At 63.3% G+C, this 15,557-nt stretch carries 23 protein-coding genes; 10 read left to right on the top strand and 13 right to left on the bottom strand.

The window, feature by feature from the left end; genetic code table 11:
• Positions 1 to 19: 19 nt before the first annotated feature.
• Entirely contained in the window at positions 20 to 937 is a 918-nt protein-coding gene (locus D3227_RS07545) for a polyprenyl synthetase family protein (RefSeq protein ID WP_120013492.1), read from the bottom strand.
• A 129-nt stretch (positions 938 to 1,066) separates the two neighbouring features.
• Between D3227_RS07545 and D3227_RS07540 the strand changes: the two genes are divergently transcribed.
• The 4 genes from D3227_RS07540 to D3227_RS07525 all read left to right on the top strand — a co-directional run bounded on the left by D3227_RS07540 (position 1,067) and on the right by D3227_RS07525 (position 3,939).
• A complete protein-coding gene (locus D3227_RS07540) occupies positions 1,067 to 1,774 on the top strand; it encodes a transglycosylase domain-containing protein (protein ID WP_120013612.1) in 708 nt (235 codons plus the stop codon).
• Between the two features lie 220 nt (positions 1,775 to 1,994).
• A complete protein-coding gene (gene rpmF, locus D3227_RS07535) occupies positions 1,995 to 2,177 on the top strand; it encodes a 50S ribosomal protein L32 (RefSeq protein ID WP_006203806.1) in 183 nt (60 codons plus the stop codon).
• A 151-nt stretch (positions 2,178 to 2,328) separates the two neighbouring features.
• The gene (locus D3227_RS07530) at positions 2,329 to 3,270 is read left to right on the top strand and encodes a phosphoribosylaminoimidazolesuccinocarboxamide synthase (RefSeq protein WP_120013491.1); all 942 of its coding nucleotides are present in this window, start codon (positions 2,329 to 2,331) and stop codon (positions 3,268 to 3,270) included.
• A 267-nt stretch (positions 3,271 to 3,537) separates the two neighbouring features.
• Complete coding sequence (locus D3227_RS07525; protein WP_120013490.1) at positions 3,538 to 3,939, top strand: hypothetical protein; 402 nt, start codon at positions 3,538 to 3,540, stop codon at positions 3,937 to 3,939.
• A 14-nt stretch (positions 3,940 to 3,953) separates the two neighbouring features.
• Here D3227_RS07525 and D3227_RS07520 read toward each other — a convergent pair whose 3' ends face one another.
• From D3227_RS07520 to D3227_RS07510, 3 genes are all read right to left on the bottom strand, one after another.
• Positions 3,954 to 4,385, bottom strand: a complete 432-nt coding sequence (locus D3227_RS07520) for a GlcG/HbpS family heme-binding protein (protein ID WP_120013611.1) — start codon at positions 4,383 to 4,385, stop codon at positions 3,954 to 3,956.
• A 194-nt stretch (positions 4,386 to 4,579) separates the two neighbouring features.
• Positions 4,580 to 4,813: a hypothetical protein gene (locus tag D3227_RS07515; RefSeq protein WP_120013489.1), complete on the bottom strand. Its 234-nt coding sequence runs from the start codon at positions 4,811 to 4,813 to the stop codon at positions 4,580 to 4,582.
• A gap of 79 nt (positions 4,814 to 4,892) precedes the next feature.
• Positions 4,893 to 5,414, bottom strand: a complete 522-nt coding sequence (locus D3227_RS07510; protein ID WP_120013488.1) for a winged helix-turn-helix transcriptional regulator — start codon at positions 5,412 to 5,414, stop codon at positions 4,893 to 4,895.
• Between the two features lie 98 nt (positions 5,415 to 5,512).
• Here D3227_RS07510 and D3227_RS07505 point away from each other — a divergent pair, with 98 nt between their 5' ends.
• A complete protein-coding gene (locus tag D3227_RS07505; RefSeq protein WP_120013487.1) occupies positions 5,513 to 6,352 on the top strand; it encodes an alpha/beta fold hydrolase in 840 nt (279 codons plus the stop codon).
• Positions 6,353 to 6,440: 88 nt separating this feature from the next.
• Entirely contained in the window at positions 6,441 to 7,097 is a 657-nt protein-coding gene (locus D3227_RS07500) for a glutathione S-transferase family protein (protein WP_120013486.1), read from the top strand.
• A gap of 34 nt (positions 7,098 to 7,131) precedes the next feature.
• Here the strand turns inward: D3227_RS07500 and D3227_RS07495 are convergent, their stop codons facing one another.
• The 3 genes from D3227_RS07495 to D3227_RS07485 form a co-directional block, all read right to left on the bottom strand.
• Complete coding sequence (locus D3227_RS07495; RefSeq protein WP_120013485.1) at positions 7,132 to 7,419, bottom strand: ArsR/SmtB family transcription factor; 288 nt, start codon at positions 7,417 to 7,419, stop codon at positions 7,132 to 7,134.
• A 31-nt stretch (positions 7,420 to 7,450) separates the two neighbouring features.
• A complete protein-coding gene (locus D3227_RS07490) occupies positions 7,451 to 8,698 on the bottom strand; it encodes an MFS transporter (protein ID WP_120013484.1) in 1,248 nt (415 codons plus the stop codon).
• A gap of 99 nt (positions 8,699 to 8,797) precedes the next feature.
• Entirely contained in the window at positions 8,798 to 8,992 is a 195-nt protein-coding gene (locus tag D3227_RS07485; protein ID WP_120013610.1) for a DUF1192 domain-containing protein, read from the bottom strand.
• 214 nt (positions 8,993 to 9,206) lie between these two features.
• On the opposite strand from D3227_RS07485, the gene D3227_RS07480 reads away from it, so the two are divergent.
• The 3 genes from D3227_RS07480 to D3227_RS07470 all read left to right on the top strand — a co-directional run bounded on the left by D3227_RS07480 (position 9,207) and on the right by D3227_RS07470 (position 11,674).
• Entirely contained in the window at positions 9,207 to 10,217 is a 1,011-nt protein-coding gene (locus D3227_RS07480) for an NAD(P)H-quinone oxidoreductase (RefSeq protein ID WP_120013609.1), read from the top strand.
• Positions 10,218 to 10,513: 296 nt separating this feature from the next.
• Positions 10,514 to 10,654, top strand: coding sequence for a DUF1127 domain-containing protein (locus D3227_RS07475; protein ID WP_006203790.1), 141 nt, complete (start codon positions 10,514 to 10,516; stop codon positions 10,652 to 10,654).
• Between the two features lie 321 nt (positions 10,655 to 10,975).
• Complete coding sequence (locus D3227_RS07470; protein WP_120013483.1) at positions 10,976 to 11,674, top strand: DUF1013 domain-containing protein; 699 nt, start codon at positions 10,976 to 10,978, stop codon at positions 11,672 to 11,674.
• Between the two features lie 82 nt (positions 11,675 to 11,756).
• On the opposite strand, the gene D3227_RS07465 is transcribed toward D3227_RS07470, so the two are convergent.
• From D3227_RS07465 to D3227_RS07450, 4 genes are all read right to left on the bottom strand, one after another.
• A complete protein-coding gene (locus D3227_RS07465) occupies positions 11,757 to 12,476 on the bottom strand; it encodes a helix-turn-helix transcriptional regulator (RefSeq protein ID WP_065518138.1) in 720 nt (239 codons plus the stop codon).
• 52 nt (positions 12,477 to 12,528) lie between these two features.
• Positions 12,529 to 12,939 (bottom strand): hypothetical protein, encoded by a 411-nt coding sequence (locus D3227_RS07460; protein ID WP_167480635.1) that lies wholly within the window; start codon positions 12,937 to 12,939, stop codon positions 12,529 to 12,531.
• An 8-nt stretch (positions 12,940 to 12,947) separates the two neighbouring features.
• Entirely contained in the window at positions 12,948 to 13,313 is a 366-nt protein-coding gene (locus D3227_RS07455) for a VOC family protein (RefSeq protein ID WP_120013482.1), read from the bottom strand.
• A gap of 132 nt (positions 13,314 to 13,445) precedes the next feature.
• Positions 13,446 to 13,613 (bottom strand): hypothetical protein, encoded by a 168-nt coding sequence (locus D3227_RS07450; protein ID WP_120013481.1) that lies wholly within the window; start codon positions 13,611 to 13,613, stop codon positions 13,446 to 13,448.
• Between the two features lie 184 nt (positions 13,614 to 13,797).
• Between D3227_RS07450 and D3227_RS07445 the strand changes: the two genes are divergently transcribed.
• Positions 13,798 to 13,977: a hypothetical protein gene (locus D3227_RS07445; protein ID WP_167480626.1), complete on the top strand. Its 180-nt coding sequence runs from the start codon at positions 13,798 to 13,800 to the stop codon at positions 13,975 to 13,977.
• Here the strand turns inward: D3227_RS07445 and D3227_RS07440 are convergent.
• Both D3227_RS07440 and D3227_RS07435 read right to left on the bottom strand, forming a co-directional pair.
• Positions 13,949 to 14,719: an SGNH/GDSL hydrolase family protein gene (locus tag D3227_RS07440; RefSeq protein ID WP_120013480.1), complete on the bottom strand. Its 771-nt coding sequence runs from the start codon at positions 14,717 to 14,719 to the stop codon at positions 13,949 to 13,951. The genes D3227_RS07445 and D3227_RS07440 overlap by 29 nt on opposite strands.
• A 92-nt stretch (positions 14,720 to 14,811) precedes the next feature.
• Entirely contained in the window at positions 14,812 to 15,549 is a 738-nt protein-coding gene (locus tag D3227_RS07435) for a DUF899 domain-containing protein (protein ID WP_120013479.1), read from the bottom strand.
• Between the last annotated feature and the right edge of the window lie 8 nt (positions 15,550 to 15,557).

Raw genomic sequence — 15,557 nt, 5'->3', positions numbered from 1 at the left:
CATCCCGTTGGCCGCAACTTCAGCTGTTGCGGTTCGCCACGAATTTGGCCGCTTCCTTCAGCAGCACCGCCTGCTCGCCGTAAGGCTCCAGCAGCACATGTGCCTGGTCGACGAGGCCGTTGAGCTGGCTGCGCGCCCAGCCGGCGCCGTGTAGCGCCACCAGGGTCGCCTTGCCGGCGGCCGCGTCCTTGCCGGTCGCCTTGCCCATCTGGTGCGCGTCCGCCGTCAGGTCGAGCAGGTCGTCGGCAAGCTGGAAGGCCAGCCCGATCGCCGAACCGAATTCGGCCAGTCTTTCGCGATCCTCTTGTGATGCGCCGGCGATGATGGCGCCTGCCTCGCAGGCAAAGCGGATCAGCGCGCCGGTCTTCATTGCCTGCAGCCGGATGATGCCGGCTTCGTCCGGCCTGATACGCTCGGCCTCGAGGTCGAGCATCTGGCCGCCGACCATGCCGCCGGCGCCGGCGGCGCGGGCAAGCGCAAGCACCAGGGCTGCCCTGCGCTCGGCCGGCAGCACTGTTGCCTCATCGGCCAGGATGTCGAAGGCGAGCGTCAAAAGCGCGTCGCCGGCAAGGATCGCGGTGGCGTCGTCGAAGGCTTTGTGCACGGTGGGTTGGCCGCGGCGCAGATCGTCATCGTCCATGGCCGGCAGGTCGTCATGGATCAGCGAATAGCAATGCACGCATTCGAGCGCCGCCGCGACGCGCAATGCCGCCACGCCGTCGGCGGAAAAAAGTGCTGCACTCTCCACGACCAGGAAAGGGCGCAGGCGCTTGCCGCCATTCAGCACGCCATGGCGCATCGCCGCCATCAGCCGCTCCGGCCGGGCGATCTCGCCTGAAAGCGTGCGAGCGTCGAGGAGCCGCCTCAACATCGCCTCAAGCGGTGCCGCCCGGGCGGAAAGCAAGATTTCGAAGCCCATTTGGTCGTCTTTCGTCATGGCCGGGAGCGGTAGCCGACACTCAGACATTGCGCAAGAAGCCTCGCGCCATTATGCCGGAGCAGCTGATAGCGCGGGTGGGGCGGCTTGACGGAACCGATCGTCGACCATGAAATCGAAGGGCTGGACATGGCGCGACCGAGGCGCTTGAACCGCGCCGGTCTCAAGCGCCTGGGCCGGCGTGGCATCGTCGTGGCCGCCGTGCTGGCACTGATACCCGTGGTGCTGACCTTCCTCTATCTGCCGTCCTTCGTGCATCCAGTGTCGACGCTGATGCTGAAGGATCTGGCGACGTTCTCCGGTTACGACCGACGCTGGGTCTCGATCGACGACGTGTCGCCGGTGCTGGCGAATTCGGTGATCATGTCGGAGGACGGTCAGTTCTGCTTCCATCGCGGCGTCGATGTCGGCGAGTTGCGCGGCGTCGTCGACGATGCGCTGGCCGGCGAAGCAACGCGCGGCGCCTCGACCATCACCATGCAGACGGTGAAGAACCTCTATCTGTGGTCGAAGCCGCTGGGCACTGTGCGCAAGGTGGTGGAGCTGCCTTTGGCCGTCTATGTCGACGCGGTGATGTCGAAGCGGCGGATCATGGAGATCTATCTCAACATCGCCGAATGGGGGCCGGGCATCTACGGCATCGAGGCCGCCGCCCAGCATCATTTCGGCGTTTCGGCAAAACGGCTGTCGCGCCGGCAGGCGGCATTGCTTGCCGTCACCCTGCCCAACCCGATCGCCCGCAACCCGGCCAAGCCGGGGCCTGGCTTAAGGCGGCTGGCGGCGCTGATCGAGCGGCGCGCCGGCCGGTCCGGCGCCTATGTCGGTTGCCTGGACTAGGTGTGCCGGTATTCAGGTGAGGCCGGTCTGCGAACGGCGCTGCCTGACCTGAATATCGACACACCTTGCGCATTTCGTGCTGGGCAAAAAAGTTTGCCGCGGTGCTGGCCAAAACGGCGCAGGGCGTGTATAGGCACCCGACTTTCTCAGATTCCGGCCCCTGACGCGGCCCTTTCACGAGGGCAGGCGGGGCATTTTGACCATCTAGTGGAGCATATCCATGGCCGTTCCGAAACGAAAAACCTCTCCGTCCAAGCGCGGCATGCGCCGCTCGGCCGACGCCCTCAAGGCCCCGACCTATGTCGAGGACAAGAATTCCGGCGAAATGCGCCGTCCGCACCATATCGACCTGAAGACCGGCATGTATCGCGGCCGCCAGGTTCTGGAGCCGAAGGAAAGCTGAGAAGCTTTTCGCGGTTTTGCGTCTACCCAAAAGACCGGCCAATGGCCGGTCTTTTGCATTGTCGGGTAAGCCTCACCCTTCCCGCTTGATATGCCGAGGCTCGAGGGCCTATGCGTTGGCATTCACCAATCTTGGGAAGGCAGGAGATCCGATGCGCACTCTGTCCGATGCCTTCATTCCCGAATTGCCTGGCCACTATAGGGGCAAGGTCCGCGAGAACTACGACCTGCCGGACGGTAGGCGCATCATCATCGCCACCGACCGGCTCAGCGCCTTCGACATCATCCTGACCTCGATCCCGTTCAAGGGCGAGATCCTGACCCAGATTGCCCGGTACTGGTTCGAGGAAACCGCCGATATCTGCCCGAACCATGTTCTGGAATACCCCGACCCAAACGTCGTCGTCGGCACCCGGCTCGATATCCTGCCGGTCGAGATCGTCGTGCGCGGCTATCTGGCGGGAACCACAAGCACCTCGATATTGACCAAGTACCGGAAGGGTGAGCGGGACCTTTATGGTATCAGCCTGCCGGACGGGTTGCGCGACAACGAGAAACTGGCCGGGCCGATCATCACGCCGACGAGCAAGGCCTTGGATGGTGCTCATGATGAGCCTCTGTCCAAGGCCGAAATCATCGAACAGGGCCTTCTCACGCAGGCGCAGTGGGATACCGTATCGAACTACGCATTGCAGCTGTTCGCCAGGGGCCAGGCGCGCGCCGCCGAACGCGGCCTGATCCTCGCCGATACGAAATACGAATTCGGCACTGACAAGAACGGCACCATAGTCCTTGCCGACGAGATCCATACGCCGGACAGCAGCCGGTACTGGATCGCGGCGAGCTACGAAGAAGCCTTCGAAAGCGGCAAGCGGCCGGAGAGTTTTGACAAGGATTTCATCAGGTCGTGGGTCTCGGCACGGTGCGACCCTTACAGAGACCCGATTCCGAAGATACCCGACGAGATCGTCGACCAGGCTTCGCGCGTCTACGCGCAGGCCTATGAGGCAATCACGGGCAAGAAATTCCTTCCCGACACTTCAGGCCACACCGTGTTGGATCGCATCCGCTCGAACCTTGAGTGCTATTTTTAACGACCAAGTAAGCCCCTTCGGATCCCGCTCCTCGAGCCGCAACGTGGTAGCCCAGTTGCTACTGACGCCGTTGTTTCGGACGGTCTTTGTCCGTGTTCGCTACGCGCGCGAAAAAATCTTGACGACAATGGCCCGGGCGCTGCTAGTGAGAAGTCAGAGCGCGCCGTATCTGAGCGGCACTGTGCGGCGCACCTCGAGTTGTTGTTTCCGTGCGTATCGCTGTCCGAAGCCCGCCTTTGGGCGAAACGCACCAACCGGAGACCCGTAATGTTCGGTGCCATTCCGCTGCTGATCGTGCCCTTCGTGCTCTACAATCTCGGACTTCTCGGAATCTTCGGCAGCGGCGACGACCCGTGGGCAACCGAGATGTTCTCGATCGGCATGATGTCGGGCGGGGTGTTCTCGATGACGCTTGGCGACCTGATGGTGCTGATCGCGCTGGTCTTCCTCTTCGCCGAAATGGTGAAGTCGGTTCGCACGACGAACGCCTCGATCCTGGATCATCTCTTGTCGACACTGGTGTTCGTGGCGTTCCTGGTCGAGTTCCTGCTGGTCAAGGGCGCGGCGCACTCCGTGTTCTTCACGCTGATGGTGATTGCGCTGTTCGATGTGCTGGCTGGCTTCTCGGTGTCGATGCGGTCGGCGAGCCGCGATATCAACTTGAATTAGTGGGCGCGGACGCCTCAGCCCGGGTCGGCGGTGAAGCCGGCCGCTTCGATGCCGGCGATTGCGGCTGCCTCGTCATTGTCCGACGTATCGCCGGAGATGCCGACGGCGCCGATGACGGTGCCTGATTTGTCGCGGATCAGCACGCCGCCGACGACAGGCAGCACGCGCCCGCCCGATACGTCGGAGATGCCGGCGACGAGATGCGGCCGCTCCTTGGCGAAGGCTTCGACGCGGCGCGAGCCCATACCGATCGCCAGTGCGCCATAGGCCTTGCCGGCCGACATTTGCGGACGCAGGAACGAGGCGCCGTCCTGGCGCTGGAAGGCGACAAGATGGGCGCCGGCATCGAGGACCGACACGCCCAGCGGCTTGAGCTTGAGCTCCGTACCTTTGGCGAAGGCGGCGTCGATGATCTCAATGGCTTTGGCGAGCGGCAGTGCGGTCATGGCAGTCTCCTGTTGAAACGCGTCAATCATCGACCGGCCGCAGGAGATGCGAAATCCCGATTGCGGTTGAAATTGCTTCGCGTGAAAAGGCGAAATGGATGGCGAGAGTAACTCTGCCGGCAACCGGCACCGGGCGCCATGGCATTGCCGGGCGTCGCTTCCAGGCCGCTGGTGACGAGAAATGGCGGGTGTGGCTATTTCTTCTTGGCCCGCGCCGGTTTCTTGGCGGGAGCCGCCGCCGCATTGGCGAGGTCTTCGGCTTCCTTGGCCAGACGCAGCGCCCTCAGCTTGTTGGTCTTGACCTGGCGGGCGTCGCTTTCTGCGACATATTCAGCCATCGCCTTCTGGCGTACCGAGGCTGCTTCTTCCTGCTTCTTGAAACGCAAATCGGCCCGTGCGCGGGCAGTATCCTTAGAGTTCTCGACCAAGAGCGTTGTCCAATCCCATAAATTATTGCTTTCAGGCCCTTGATAGCAGAGCCGGCCCGCAGTTGGGAAAATAAGTTGGTCAGGCCGGGTCGCGCACGGCAGCGAGCGCCTTGCGCGCGACCACCGCCTCGTAGCCGGCCTGCAAGATTGCGCGCACAGTGGGGCCCGATGCGCGGGCGGGCGCGCCCAGATGCTCGTGGCGCAAATCGACCATGAACTGCTCCCACATCGGTGGGCCGCCCTTTTCCAGAAGCTCGGCGCGGATCGAGAGTTCCTCGCTGACCGGCAGCCATACGCGTCCCCAGGCGCCGAGATGCGCCAGGATCGGCACCAGCGAGATCGCCATTTCGGTCAGGCTGTAGATTGCCTTTTGCTTGTGGGAGGGATCGTCGGCCTTGGTCAGCATGCCCAGTTCCATCAGCCGCTTCAGCCGATCGGCAAGGATGTTGGAGGCGATGCCTTCGATCGACCCGTTAAGCAGTTCGCGAAAATGGCGCCTGCCGCCGAAGATCATGTCGCGCAGGATGATCAGGCTCCAGCGGTCGCCGAACACTTCGAGCGACAGGTTGATCGGGCACCCGGACCGATGATCGGTGTTCATGCGACTCTCCAGAAAGAACTGGTTGCATTATCGTATCGGTTTAATTATCGTGCAACTGATTGCAAAATGCAATCGGATTTGAATGCGAGGAGGAGAACATGAGCAGCAACGAGCAACCCGAAATCGTGTCGCAGACATTTGGCGATCCTGCGCATCCGGCAGTGCTGCTGATTATGGGCGCCATGGCCTCGATGCTCTGGTGGCCGGAGGCGTTCTGCCGGAAGCTGGCCGGCGAAGGCCGCTTCGTGATCCGCTACGACAACCGCGACACAGGCCGGTCGACCAAATATTCGCCGGGCGAGCCGCCCTACACATTCGACGACATGGCCGACGACGCCATCCGCGTGCTCGACGATCATGGCATCGGCAGAGCGCATGTCGTCGGCATGTCGATGGGCGGCATGATCGCGCAGCGTGTGGCGCTGAGACACCCGTCGCGCGTCGCGACGCTCACGGTCATCAGCAGTTCCCCGCTGGGAGAGGACGCATCCCATCTGCCCGGAACGACCGATGCCTATTTGGAGCACTCGGCCGCAGGCGCGAAGATCGACTGGACCGACCGTGACCAGGTGATCGGCTTCGTGGTCAGCGATGCGCGCGCCATCGCCGGCATTGCGCATCCGTTCGACGAGAAGCGGACAAGGGCGTTCGTCGAGCAGGACTACGACCGCTCCGGCGGCCTTTTGAGCGCGACCAATCACTTCATGCTCAAAGGTGGCGACGAGGATTGGAAAGGCCGCCTGCATGACATGAAGGCTCCGCTCCTTGTCATCCACGGCACGGCGGATCCGATCTTTCCGGTCGAGCATGGCGCCGCGCTTGCCAAGGCGGCTGCCGGCGCGAGGCTGCTGCGGATCGAAGGCGGCGGCCACGAACTGCATCCCGACGACTGGCCGGAAATCGTCGCCGCCATCGCAGCGCATAGCCAGGCAGGCTGAGTGCGGTCCTGTCAGTTTGGACTAGCGGCAATAGACAAGCACGTGCCTCACTGTTGAAATCGATGACCGAAGAAGAAGCGAGCAGACAATGTCCTTGATCATGCACCTCCACCCGCTGGCGTCCTTCTGCTGGAAGCCGCTTATCGCGCTCTATGAGAACGGCACGCCGTTCAGCGCCGTCATCGTCGATCTCGGCAATGAGCAGTCGCGTGCCGCCTTCTTGGAGCTGTCGCCGGCCGGCAAGATGCCGGTGCTGCGCGATGAGGCGCTCGGCCATACGGTGCCGGAATCGACCATCGTCATCGAATATCTCTGCGCGCATTACCCGGGACCGGTCGAGCTGATCCCGGTCGATATCGATCTTGCCCGTCAGGTTCGCCTGGCCGACCGCTTCTACGATTTCTATGTGCAGGAGCCGATGCAGAAGATCGTCGGCGACCGGCTGCGTCCGGAAGGCAAGACCGATCCGTTCGGCGTCGAGCAGGCCCGCGCCCAGCTGCGCGGCTCCTACGCCATCATCGAACGGGAGATGCAGTCGCGGACATGGGCGGTGGGCGAAACCTTCACCATGGCCGACTGCGCCGCGGCGCCGGCCTTGTTCTACGCCAACAAGGTCGAGCCGTTCGGCGACAAGTACCCGGCGGTGAAGCGCTACCACGACCGCTTGCTCGCGCGCCCATCGGTCGCCCGTGTGATCGAGGAAGCGCAGCCCTATTTCAAGCTGTTTCCCTACAACGACGGTTAGCGCGGATCGCCGGCTCCCCCGGCCGGCGATGCAATCAGCTTCCGGGCGAGCCAAGCTCCCCGGCTTCCCAGAACTGGTCGAGCCAGATGTTCAATCTGAGGAAGCCGGCGCTGCTCACCGCATAGACGCGCCTGGTGCCTTCGGCCTTGGCGTTGACCAGGCCGGCATCGAGCAGCACCTTCAAATGCTGGGAAACCGCCGGGCGCGACACTGGCAGCCCGGCAGCGAGTTCGTTGACGGTCTTCGGGCCGCGCCGGAGCTCTTCGAGAAGGTAGCGCCGGTTCGGATCGGCGATCGCCATGAAGGCGTCGGAAAAGATCATGCCTTATTTGTGGGGCAAAGTTCCCGGAATCTCAACCGTTGGTTTCATCCTTTCTGCGTGGATCGAGCCGCAAGGCTTCCGGCGTGACCGAGCGGTCGGCCGGCTGCGTCGTGAAGGCGTCGCGATTTTCGATCGGCACCGGCGCGCGGCGGCTGATGCGCAGCAGCGTGTAGCCCGCCAGGCAAAGATGCGCGAATGCGGTTGCAAGGAACAGGCCCTCGGGACGCATCCAGCCCATCAGCCCGGCAGCCAGCAGCGGGCCGATCATGGTGCCGAAGCCATAGAGCAGCAGCAGGCCGCCGGAGACCTTGACGAAATCCTCGGCGCGCGCGTGATCGTTGGCGTGCGCCACGGCGATCGAATAGAGCGTGTAGGCGAAGGCGCCATAGGCGGCGGTGAAGACGATCACGAACAGGCTGGAGCGCGGTTCGAACAGGAAGATCATGATGGCGAACAATGCCGACCCGAAGGCAGCACCCGCCAGCACGAAACGGCGGTCGGTCTTGTCGGACAGACGGCCGGCCGGAAGCTGCATGACAGCGCCGGCAACGACCACAAGGCTCATCATCAGCGCGATCTCGGCGGTGGAAATGCCGATGCGCGCGCCATAGACGGCGCCAAGCGTGCCCCAGGCGCCATTGGCGATGCCGATCAGCAGACAGGCGACTGCCGAAACCGGCGAATTGGCGTAAAGCCCTTTGACGTCGAGCTTGACGTCCTGCAGCGGCTTGGGGTGCGAAGCCGACGAGACGGCGGTCGGGATCAGCGACAGGCAGAACAATATGCCGGTGATCATGAACAGCGAGGCCGACTTCACGTCGCCGCCGGCGACGATCATCTGGCCGCCCATGATCGAGGCATAGGTGACCATCATATAGAGGCCGAAAACGGTGCCACGGTTCTCGTTGGTGGCCTTCTCGTTCAGCCAGCTTTCGATGACCATGAAGGCGCCGGCCATGGTGAAGCCAGTGAAGGCGCGTAGCAGGATCCAGATATATTCGTCGATGACGAGGCCGGTGAGCAGGGCGACGATGGCGCCCGACGCGGCAAAGGCGCCGAAGGCCCTGACATGGCCAGCGCGGCGCACGATGCGCGGCGCAAAGAAACAGCCGGTGACGAAGCCGCCTGCCCAGGCCGTTCCCATCAGGCCGAGCGATGCCGTCGAGAACCCTTCCACCTGGCCACGCAGCGGCAGAAGCAGCCCGTGCAGTCCGGAGGCAGCGAGCAGGAAGGCGGTGCCGCGAAGCAGCGAAAGGATCGGCCTGTAGGTTGCGAACATGTTTTGATCCGGCTGGAATTTCGGGGCGCAGCTCTGAAGACAGTGGCATTCGGGCTTTTCAGCGGCGCGCGTTGCCGCCCGAAGGCCTATCGGTGGAAATCATCCACGGCGAAACAGCGCCTCGGCAGCGGATTTGGTCGTGCCCTTGCTCTTGAGCTCGGCTTCCAGCCGGACGATCTCGTCGCGCAGGATGCCGATCCGCTCCGACAGCTCGTCGGCCGAAAGCAGCGCCAGATCCTGTCCGATCTCGTGCGGACGCGCCTTCTTTTTGGGTTCGTCGTCGAAGATCGCCATCGTCGCTCCTCCCTGATTCAGCATTTGCCTGATTTGGCAATCAGCATACATAGGGCAGGGGTGCTGATGCAAACAGCCGGCGACAGATTAGAGCGCCGCGCGGCCTTTCGGACGCGCTAAGGACGCTCTAAGGTTTTTGAATCTGCGCATCGTGCTTTCCGAAAATCGATTCCGATTTTCGGCCCGATGCGGCAAGACCGAGATGGGAAAGTTTATGGCGAGCGGACAGAAAATTCCGGCGAAGATGACGGCCATCGCGATTTCCGAACCCGGCGGCCCACGTGTGCTGAAGCCGGAAACGCGCGACGTGCCGATGCCCGGTCCGGGCGAGATCCTGATCCGGGTTCGCGCTGCCGGCGTCAACCGGCCCGACGTGCAGCAGCGCAAGGGCGCCTATCCGCCGCCGCCCGGCGCGTCCGACCTGCCGGGCCTCGAAGCGTCGGGCGAAGTGGCGGCCCTTGGCGACGAGATATCGCGCTGGCGCATCGGCGACCGGGTCTGCGCGCTGACGCCCGGAGGCGGCTATGCCGAATATGTCAAGGTGCATGCCGGCAGCGTGCTGCCGCTGCCGGCCGGCTTCACCCACACCGAGGCGGCAGCGGTGCCGGAGAACTATTTCACTGTCTGGCACAATGTGTTCGAGCGCGGCGGCCTGAAACGCGGCGAGACGCTGCTCGTCCATGGTGGCTCGTCAGGCATCGGCACCACGGCGATCCAACTGGCATCCGCCTTCGGCGCCTATGTCATCACCACCGCCGGCAGCAAGGAGAAATGCGATGCCTGCCTGAAGCTCGGCGCCGACCGGGCGATCAACTACCGCGAAGAGGATTTTGTCGCCGCGGTCAAGGACGCGACCGCGGGCAAGGGCGCCAATGTCATCCTCGACATGGTCGGCGGCGACTACATCGCGCGCAACTACGAAGCGGCGGCGATAGAAGGCCGCATCGTGCAGATCGCCTCGCAAAGCGGCGCCGTGGCGAGCGCCGATTTCTCCAAGATCATGGTCAAGCGGCTCACCCATACCGGCTCGACGCTCAGGCCACGCACCGTCGAGTTCAAGGCGGCAATTGCCGCTGCGCTCGAGGCGCAGGTGTGGCCGCTGCTCGGCACCCGCAAGGTCGCACCGGTCATGGACATGATCTACCCGCTCACGGATGCCTGGCGGGCGCATGAGCGGATGGAGGAGGGCGAGCATATCGGCAAGATCGTGCTCGACGTAGCCTAGGATGCTTCGATATTCAGGTGATGCCGGCCTGCGAATGGCGGCTTGCCGCGCTTCCGGTGCTCACCTGCTTTAAGTACGCTCCGCTCCGGTTCTCGCAAGCCACCATTCTCGGCTCGGCCTGACCTGAATCTCGACACATCCCGGGTTTGCGCGTCGCCTGCTGCATCCTGAACAAAGGCCTAATGCTGCAATGCACAATTGCATTGCGGCCATGCAAAAGCGTCCGTTCATTTCTTGGGCAACGATGCCTATCTAAGCGGCATCGAAACGATTGATCCAACAAATGGAGGACTACCATGAACCCGATCCGCGCTTTCCGTAACTGGCGCATGTACAACGAGACCGTGCGCGAGCTGAACAAGCTCAACGCCCGTCAGCTGCACGACCTCGGCATCAACCGTGGTGACATCGAGAGAATCGCCCGCCAGGCGATTTGATTTCCGGCAGGTCCGGCGCGAAAGGCCGGACCCCCGCCGAGAGAAGCCAGAGCCGCCGCTGACAGTTTTGCGTCGCCGGTTCCGAGCCCGCTGGACCCTGTCCGGCGGGTTTTGTCTTTGTGACCCCGCCCCCTTGCGGGGCATCGGCCGCCGATCGCTGATCCGGCCGTTCCGATACTCTGTCGCTGCAATCGCCGCGACTCTCCCAAAAACATTGCGAAATGGCAGCGGAGCGGTTATACAGGCCGCGAATTTCCCATTTTGGTGGCCCTAAAACCACCGCCCGCGCGGGAACGCGGGCGAACGAGAAGGATTTTTGAAATGGCCAATACGCTGCTGATGCCCAAGGCGACCGCCGTCTGGCTGGTTGACAACACCGCGCTCTCCTTCGAGCAGATCGCGCAGTTCTGCGGGCTGCATCCGCTCGAGGTCAAGGCGATCGCCGACGGCGAATCGGCGCAAGGCATTAAGGGCATGGACCCGATCATGACCGGCCAGCTGACCCGCGACGAGATCGCGCGTGCCGAGAAGGATGCGAACCATCGTCTGAAGCTCTCCGACCCCAAGGTGCGGGTGCCGGAATCCAAGCGCAAGGGTCCGCGCTACACGCCGCTGTCGAAGCGCCAGGACCGGCCGAACGCCATCTTGTGGCTGGTGCGCAACCATCCCGAACTCAAGGACGCGCAGATCTCACGCCTGGTCGGCACCACCAAGTCGACGATCGACCAGATCCGCGAGCGCAAGCATTGGAATTCGGCCAATCTGCAGCCGATGGACCCGGTGACGCTGGGTCTGGCCTCGCAGATCGACCTCGACATGGAAGTCAATCGCGCCTCGCGCGGCCGCGAGCAGGCACAGCCTGTCGGCGATACGCTGCTGCCGGCGGCGCTGACCGAACGGCTGGTGCCGGCGCCGGAAAAGCCCAAGGACGAGGATGCCGAGCTCGACGCCAACGCCGTCTTCGCCAAGCTTTCGGCCTTGAAGTCGAAAGACAAGGACGAGGAAGCGGACGACGAATAAGCCAACGTCCGCCATCGGGCAACGGCCCGCAACTTTCATCAAAAAGCCCGCTTTCGAGCGGGCTTCTTTGTTTCTTATGGTCTCAGCTTCGCGCCGCCCGATCCGGCGTCATGCCGTAGTCTTCGCTGCGCTCCACCGCCCGGTAGAAATCGGCCAGCTGCTTGCCGCGCTCCGGCTTGAAGATGCGGCCGGCGATCACGACCGAGGCGATACGGTCGATGCGGAAGGCGCGGAAATCGTCGCGCATCTCGCACCAGGCGACCAGCGTCCACACCTTGCCCCAGAACCACAGGCCGAGCGGCCGGATGTCGCGTGCCGTGCCGCGTCCAGCCTCGTCCGAGTAATCGATGGTCAGCACCTGGCGCTTCTCGACGGCACGTTCGATCAGGTCGATCGCCTCGCGTGCGGCATCGCTCACCACCCACATCGGCGTGTGGATCTCGGTGCGGGCGATGCGGTCTTTCTCGGCGTCGGGCAGGACGGCGCCGATCTTGACGAGCGCCTCGTCGGCGGCCCTGGCCATGGCGGCGCCGCCAAAGGCGCGCACCATGCGGGCGCCCGCGACCAGCGCCACGATCTCGTCACGCGTGAACATCAGCGGCGGAAGGTCGAAACCCTCCCTCATCATGTAGCCAACGCCCGCCTCGCCGTCGATCGGCACCCCGGTCGACTGCAGATCGGCGATGTCGCGGTAGATGGTTCGCTCGGAAACCTCGAGCCACGTGCCCAACTTCTGGGCGGTGACCAGACGGCCACCGCGCAGATGCTGCACGATTTGGAAGAGCCTGTCGGCACGGCGCATCTTATGGTCCCTCGGCGTTGTCTCTATGAATGTCGTGGTCGAGCGACATGCATCATGGTTTCAGCCCTTCGCGCTTGCGCTGCGCGGCGACGAACTCCGCGCCGAAGGACAATTTCCTCGTTGTCGGCGTCCTGGCGTCGATCACCCGCCAGAAGGGAGCGACGTCACTTAGCGACATGCCGCGCTCCAGATCCTCATTGGCGGCCTCCGCGACGGTGCGCAGATGATAGCCGATGGTGACGGGACATGTCACTTCGGCACCGTGCTCGATGGCTAAAGCGGTGCGCAAGGCACGGATATCCATCTCAACGCCTTCGGGAATCGAACGGATGAAATCATCAACCTGGCGCGCCGTCGGCACCAGCATAGACTGGCCTTCGATGACGTCGGCCACCGTGCGCGGCGACGGCTTGATGCCGTTGATGCCCGGTGTGTTCAGCTTTTCGTTCCAGGTTTTCACCATGAGGGAGCCTAGACGAAAAGGCCGAAACTGTTGCCGTCGGGGTCGAGGCAATAGGCGAATGTGCCGGCCGGAATTGAGATCGCCGGCGAGACGACCTGGCCGCCATTCTGCGTCACCCGCTCCATCGCATCCTCGATCGGCGCGGCCACCGACAAATGGATGGTCGGGCCGGTTCCCGGCACAGCCGGCTTTCCGGGATAGACGTGGCCCGACGCCATCCGCTCCTGCGCGCTGAACATGGCGATCGGATTCGGGCCGCTTTCCTCGAGCACCAGATCGTTCTGCAGCACCGACGCATAGAAGGCGCGGGCGCGGTCCATGTCAGTGACAGGTATCTCGAACCAGGCCGAGGCTGTTGCGGGGATGAAGGCCATGTCTTTCTCCTGAGCTTGCCGCTTTATCGCACGCCGCTCCTGACAACATACTGTCAGGAGCCTTCAGCAGTCCCGCACTTTACATCTGAGCGCCGCAGCCTCCGCATCCAAGCGCGGCGCTTAAAAAATATCTCAGCTATCGATGTGGCGGCCGTTGGCATACATGTCCGGCCAGCCAATGTCCTTGCGGATGTCCGCCGGCAAACCGTTCATGAAACGCTGGGTGCGGATCTCGTTGCGCATCGTGCGGATCTTGCCGACATAGTGCTGGACGCTACGCAAAATCGTAAAACCGTTCATGACGACTCTCCTCTGTTTTGATGAGAGCATCATCGCACACCCCTGCTGACAGCAGTCTGTCAGGAGGATGTCAGACCGCTGAAGAAGGCTTTGGGTTAGCGTGCGGTGCCTCAGAACCGGGCCTTTGTCAGTAATGGCTCAGCCGACCGAGATGACGGGAGAACTGCTTTGACAGCCGAGCGCGATGCTGGTCAAAAGCGGCATGTCGAAACTCCTCGCGCTCGTCATCATTGGCATCATGGCAATCCAGTTGATCAAGCCGCTCGGCTGGCCGGGGCTGAAGCGGCGCAGCGATTTCTGGAAGCTGGCGGTGCTGGCGATGGCGGCGATCTCGATCACGGCGCTGCTCGGCCATTGGGGGTAGGGCCGCAGTCGCTACAGCGCCTCGCCTTGCCATCCGCCAACACCAGGCCGACCAGATGCTCGGCCCACGCGCGATAGCCGGCCTCCGAGGCATGAAATCCGTCGGAGGCAAAGCCGGCCTCGGGGTTTGTGATCGGCAGCCGCGGCGCCGGTACTGCACCGCGCTCGAGACAAAGCCGCTCGCCCATGCGGTTCATCTCGGTGGCGCGGATTTCGAGGATCTTGCCGAGCAGAGGCGGCATGGCCGGCGCGCGCGTGAACTCCAGCACCGGCGACCACACCACGCGCGCCTCCGGCCATTTGGCGCGCAGCGCATAGAGCAGGCCGCCGAATTCCTTCTTGAAGCGCGGCACCGAATGAAAGTTCTTGGTGTCGTTGGTGCCGATGGCCAACACGATATGCGTCCACGGATCGGCCGACAGATTGGGCAGAACGTGGTCGCGGATCTGGCCTGACGTTGCCGAATTGAAGCCGGCTGCCCGCCACCGCACGACGCGGCCAGTGCCTTGCGAGATCAGCGCCGCCAGTTGCGCAGCAAGCCCGTCCTCGGAATTGCCGATACCGACCGAAGCGGCGGAAGAATCGCCCAGCACCAGCAGCGAGATCGGCGGCGCCTTGCCTGATATCTCGTGCATGACCGGCCCCTGCGCCGGCAGCATACGCGTAGTGCGGCGGCGCACGCCGAGCCCCTGCCAGATATAGATCGGGAAGGCGAGCCAGGTGAGGAGGGCTGGAAAACGCATCGCGATACCATTCGAGCGGACGACAACCAGCCTTTAGCGCATGCAGCGCCGCAGGTGAACCGCAGCCGACGACGGATGCAGCCGACGACGGATCAACCGCAGCAATCGTGCCCGCGCGGCCTCTCCTGGTATTCGTCATGCAGCCGAACCCAGTCCATCAGCCCGTTGTAGGGACCAGTCTCGTTGCGGCCCTTGGGAGTCATGTCGAGATAGTGGTAGGCGCCGATCAGCGGGTCGCCGCCGCGGGCGCGTGTCATGAAGGTCAGGAAGATGTCGCCGACCTCATCGCGGTAAAACACGCTGGCGCCGGGAAGATCCTTCGATTTCCGGGGACGCGTCTCGAAATTGTAGGTGGTGTCGCCCGCCGTGATCTGCTTGTCGTTGAAGGAGACCTGCATGTCGAAATTGAAGTCCGAGGCGTAGGACGACACCCAGTCGAATTTCCAGCCCATGCGCTGCTTGTAGGGCAGCAACTCGGCCAGCGGTGCCCGCGACACGACGACCAGCGACACGTCGTGGTGTTTGAGATGCAGGTTGGCGCCGTCGATATGGTCGGCGAGGAAAGAGCAGCCTTCGCAGCGGTAATCGGCGCCCGGCCCGAACATGAAATGATACACGATCAGCTGGCTTTTGCCGGCGAACAGGTCGGCCAGTTTCTTCGGGCCCTGTTCGGTTTCAAAGACGTAGTCCTTCCTGATCTTGAGCCAGGGCAAGTCGCGCCGCTCGGCGGCGATGCGGTCGCGAAAGCGCGTCAGTTCCTTTTCGCGCGCCAGATGCGCCTTGTGTGCTTCGAACCAGTCTTCCCGCGAAACGATCTTGTTGTTTGGCATGAACCACT

Origin of the sequence: Mesorhizobium waimense, assembly GCF_003601975.1 — a bacterium.
Classification (GTDB): Bacteria; Pseudomonadota; Alphaproteobacteria; order Rhizobiales; family Rhizobiaceae; genus Mesorhizobium; species Mesorhizobium waimense.
Note: the sequence above shows the minus strand (reverse complement) of the source record. Positions and strands in the feature narration are given on the sequence as shown.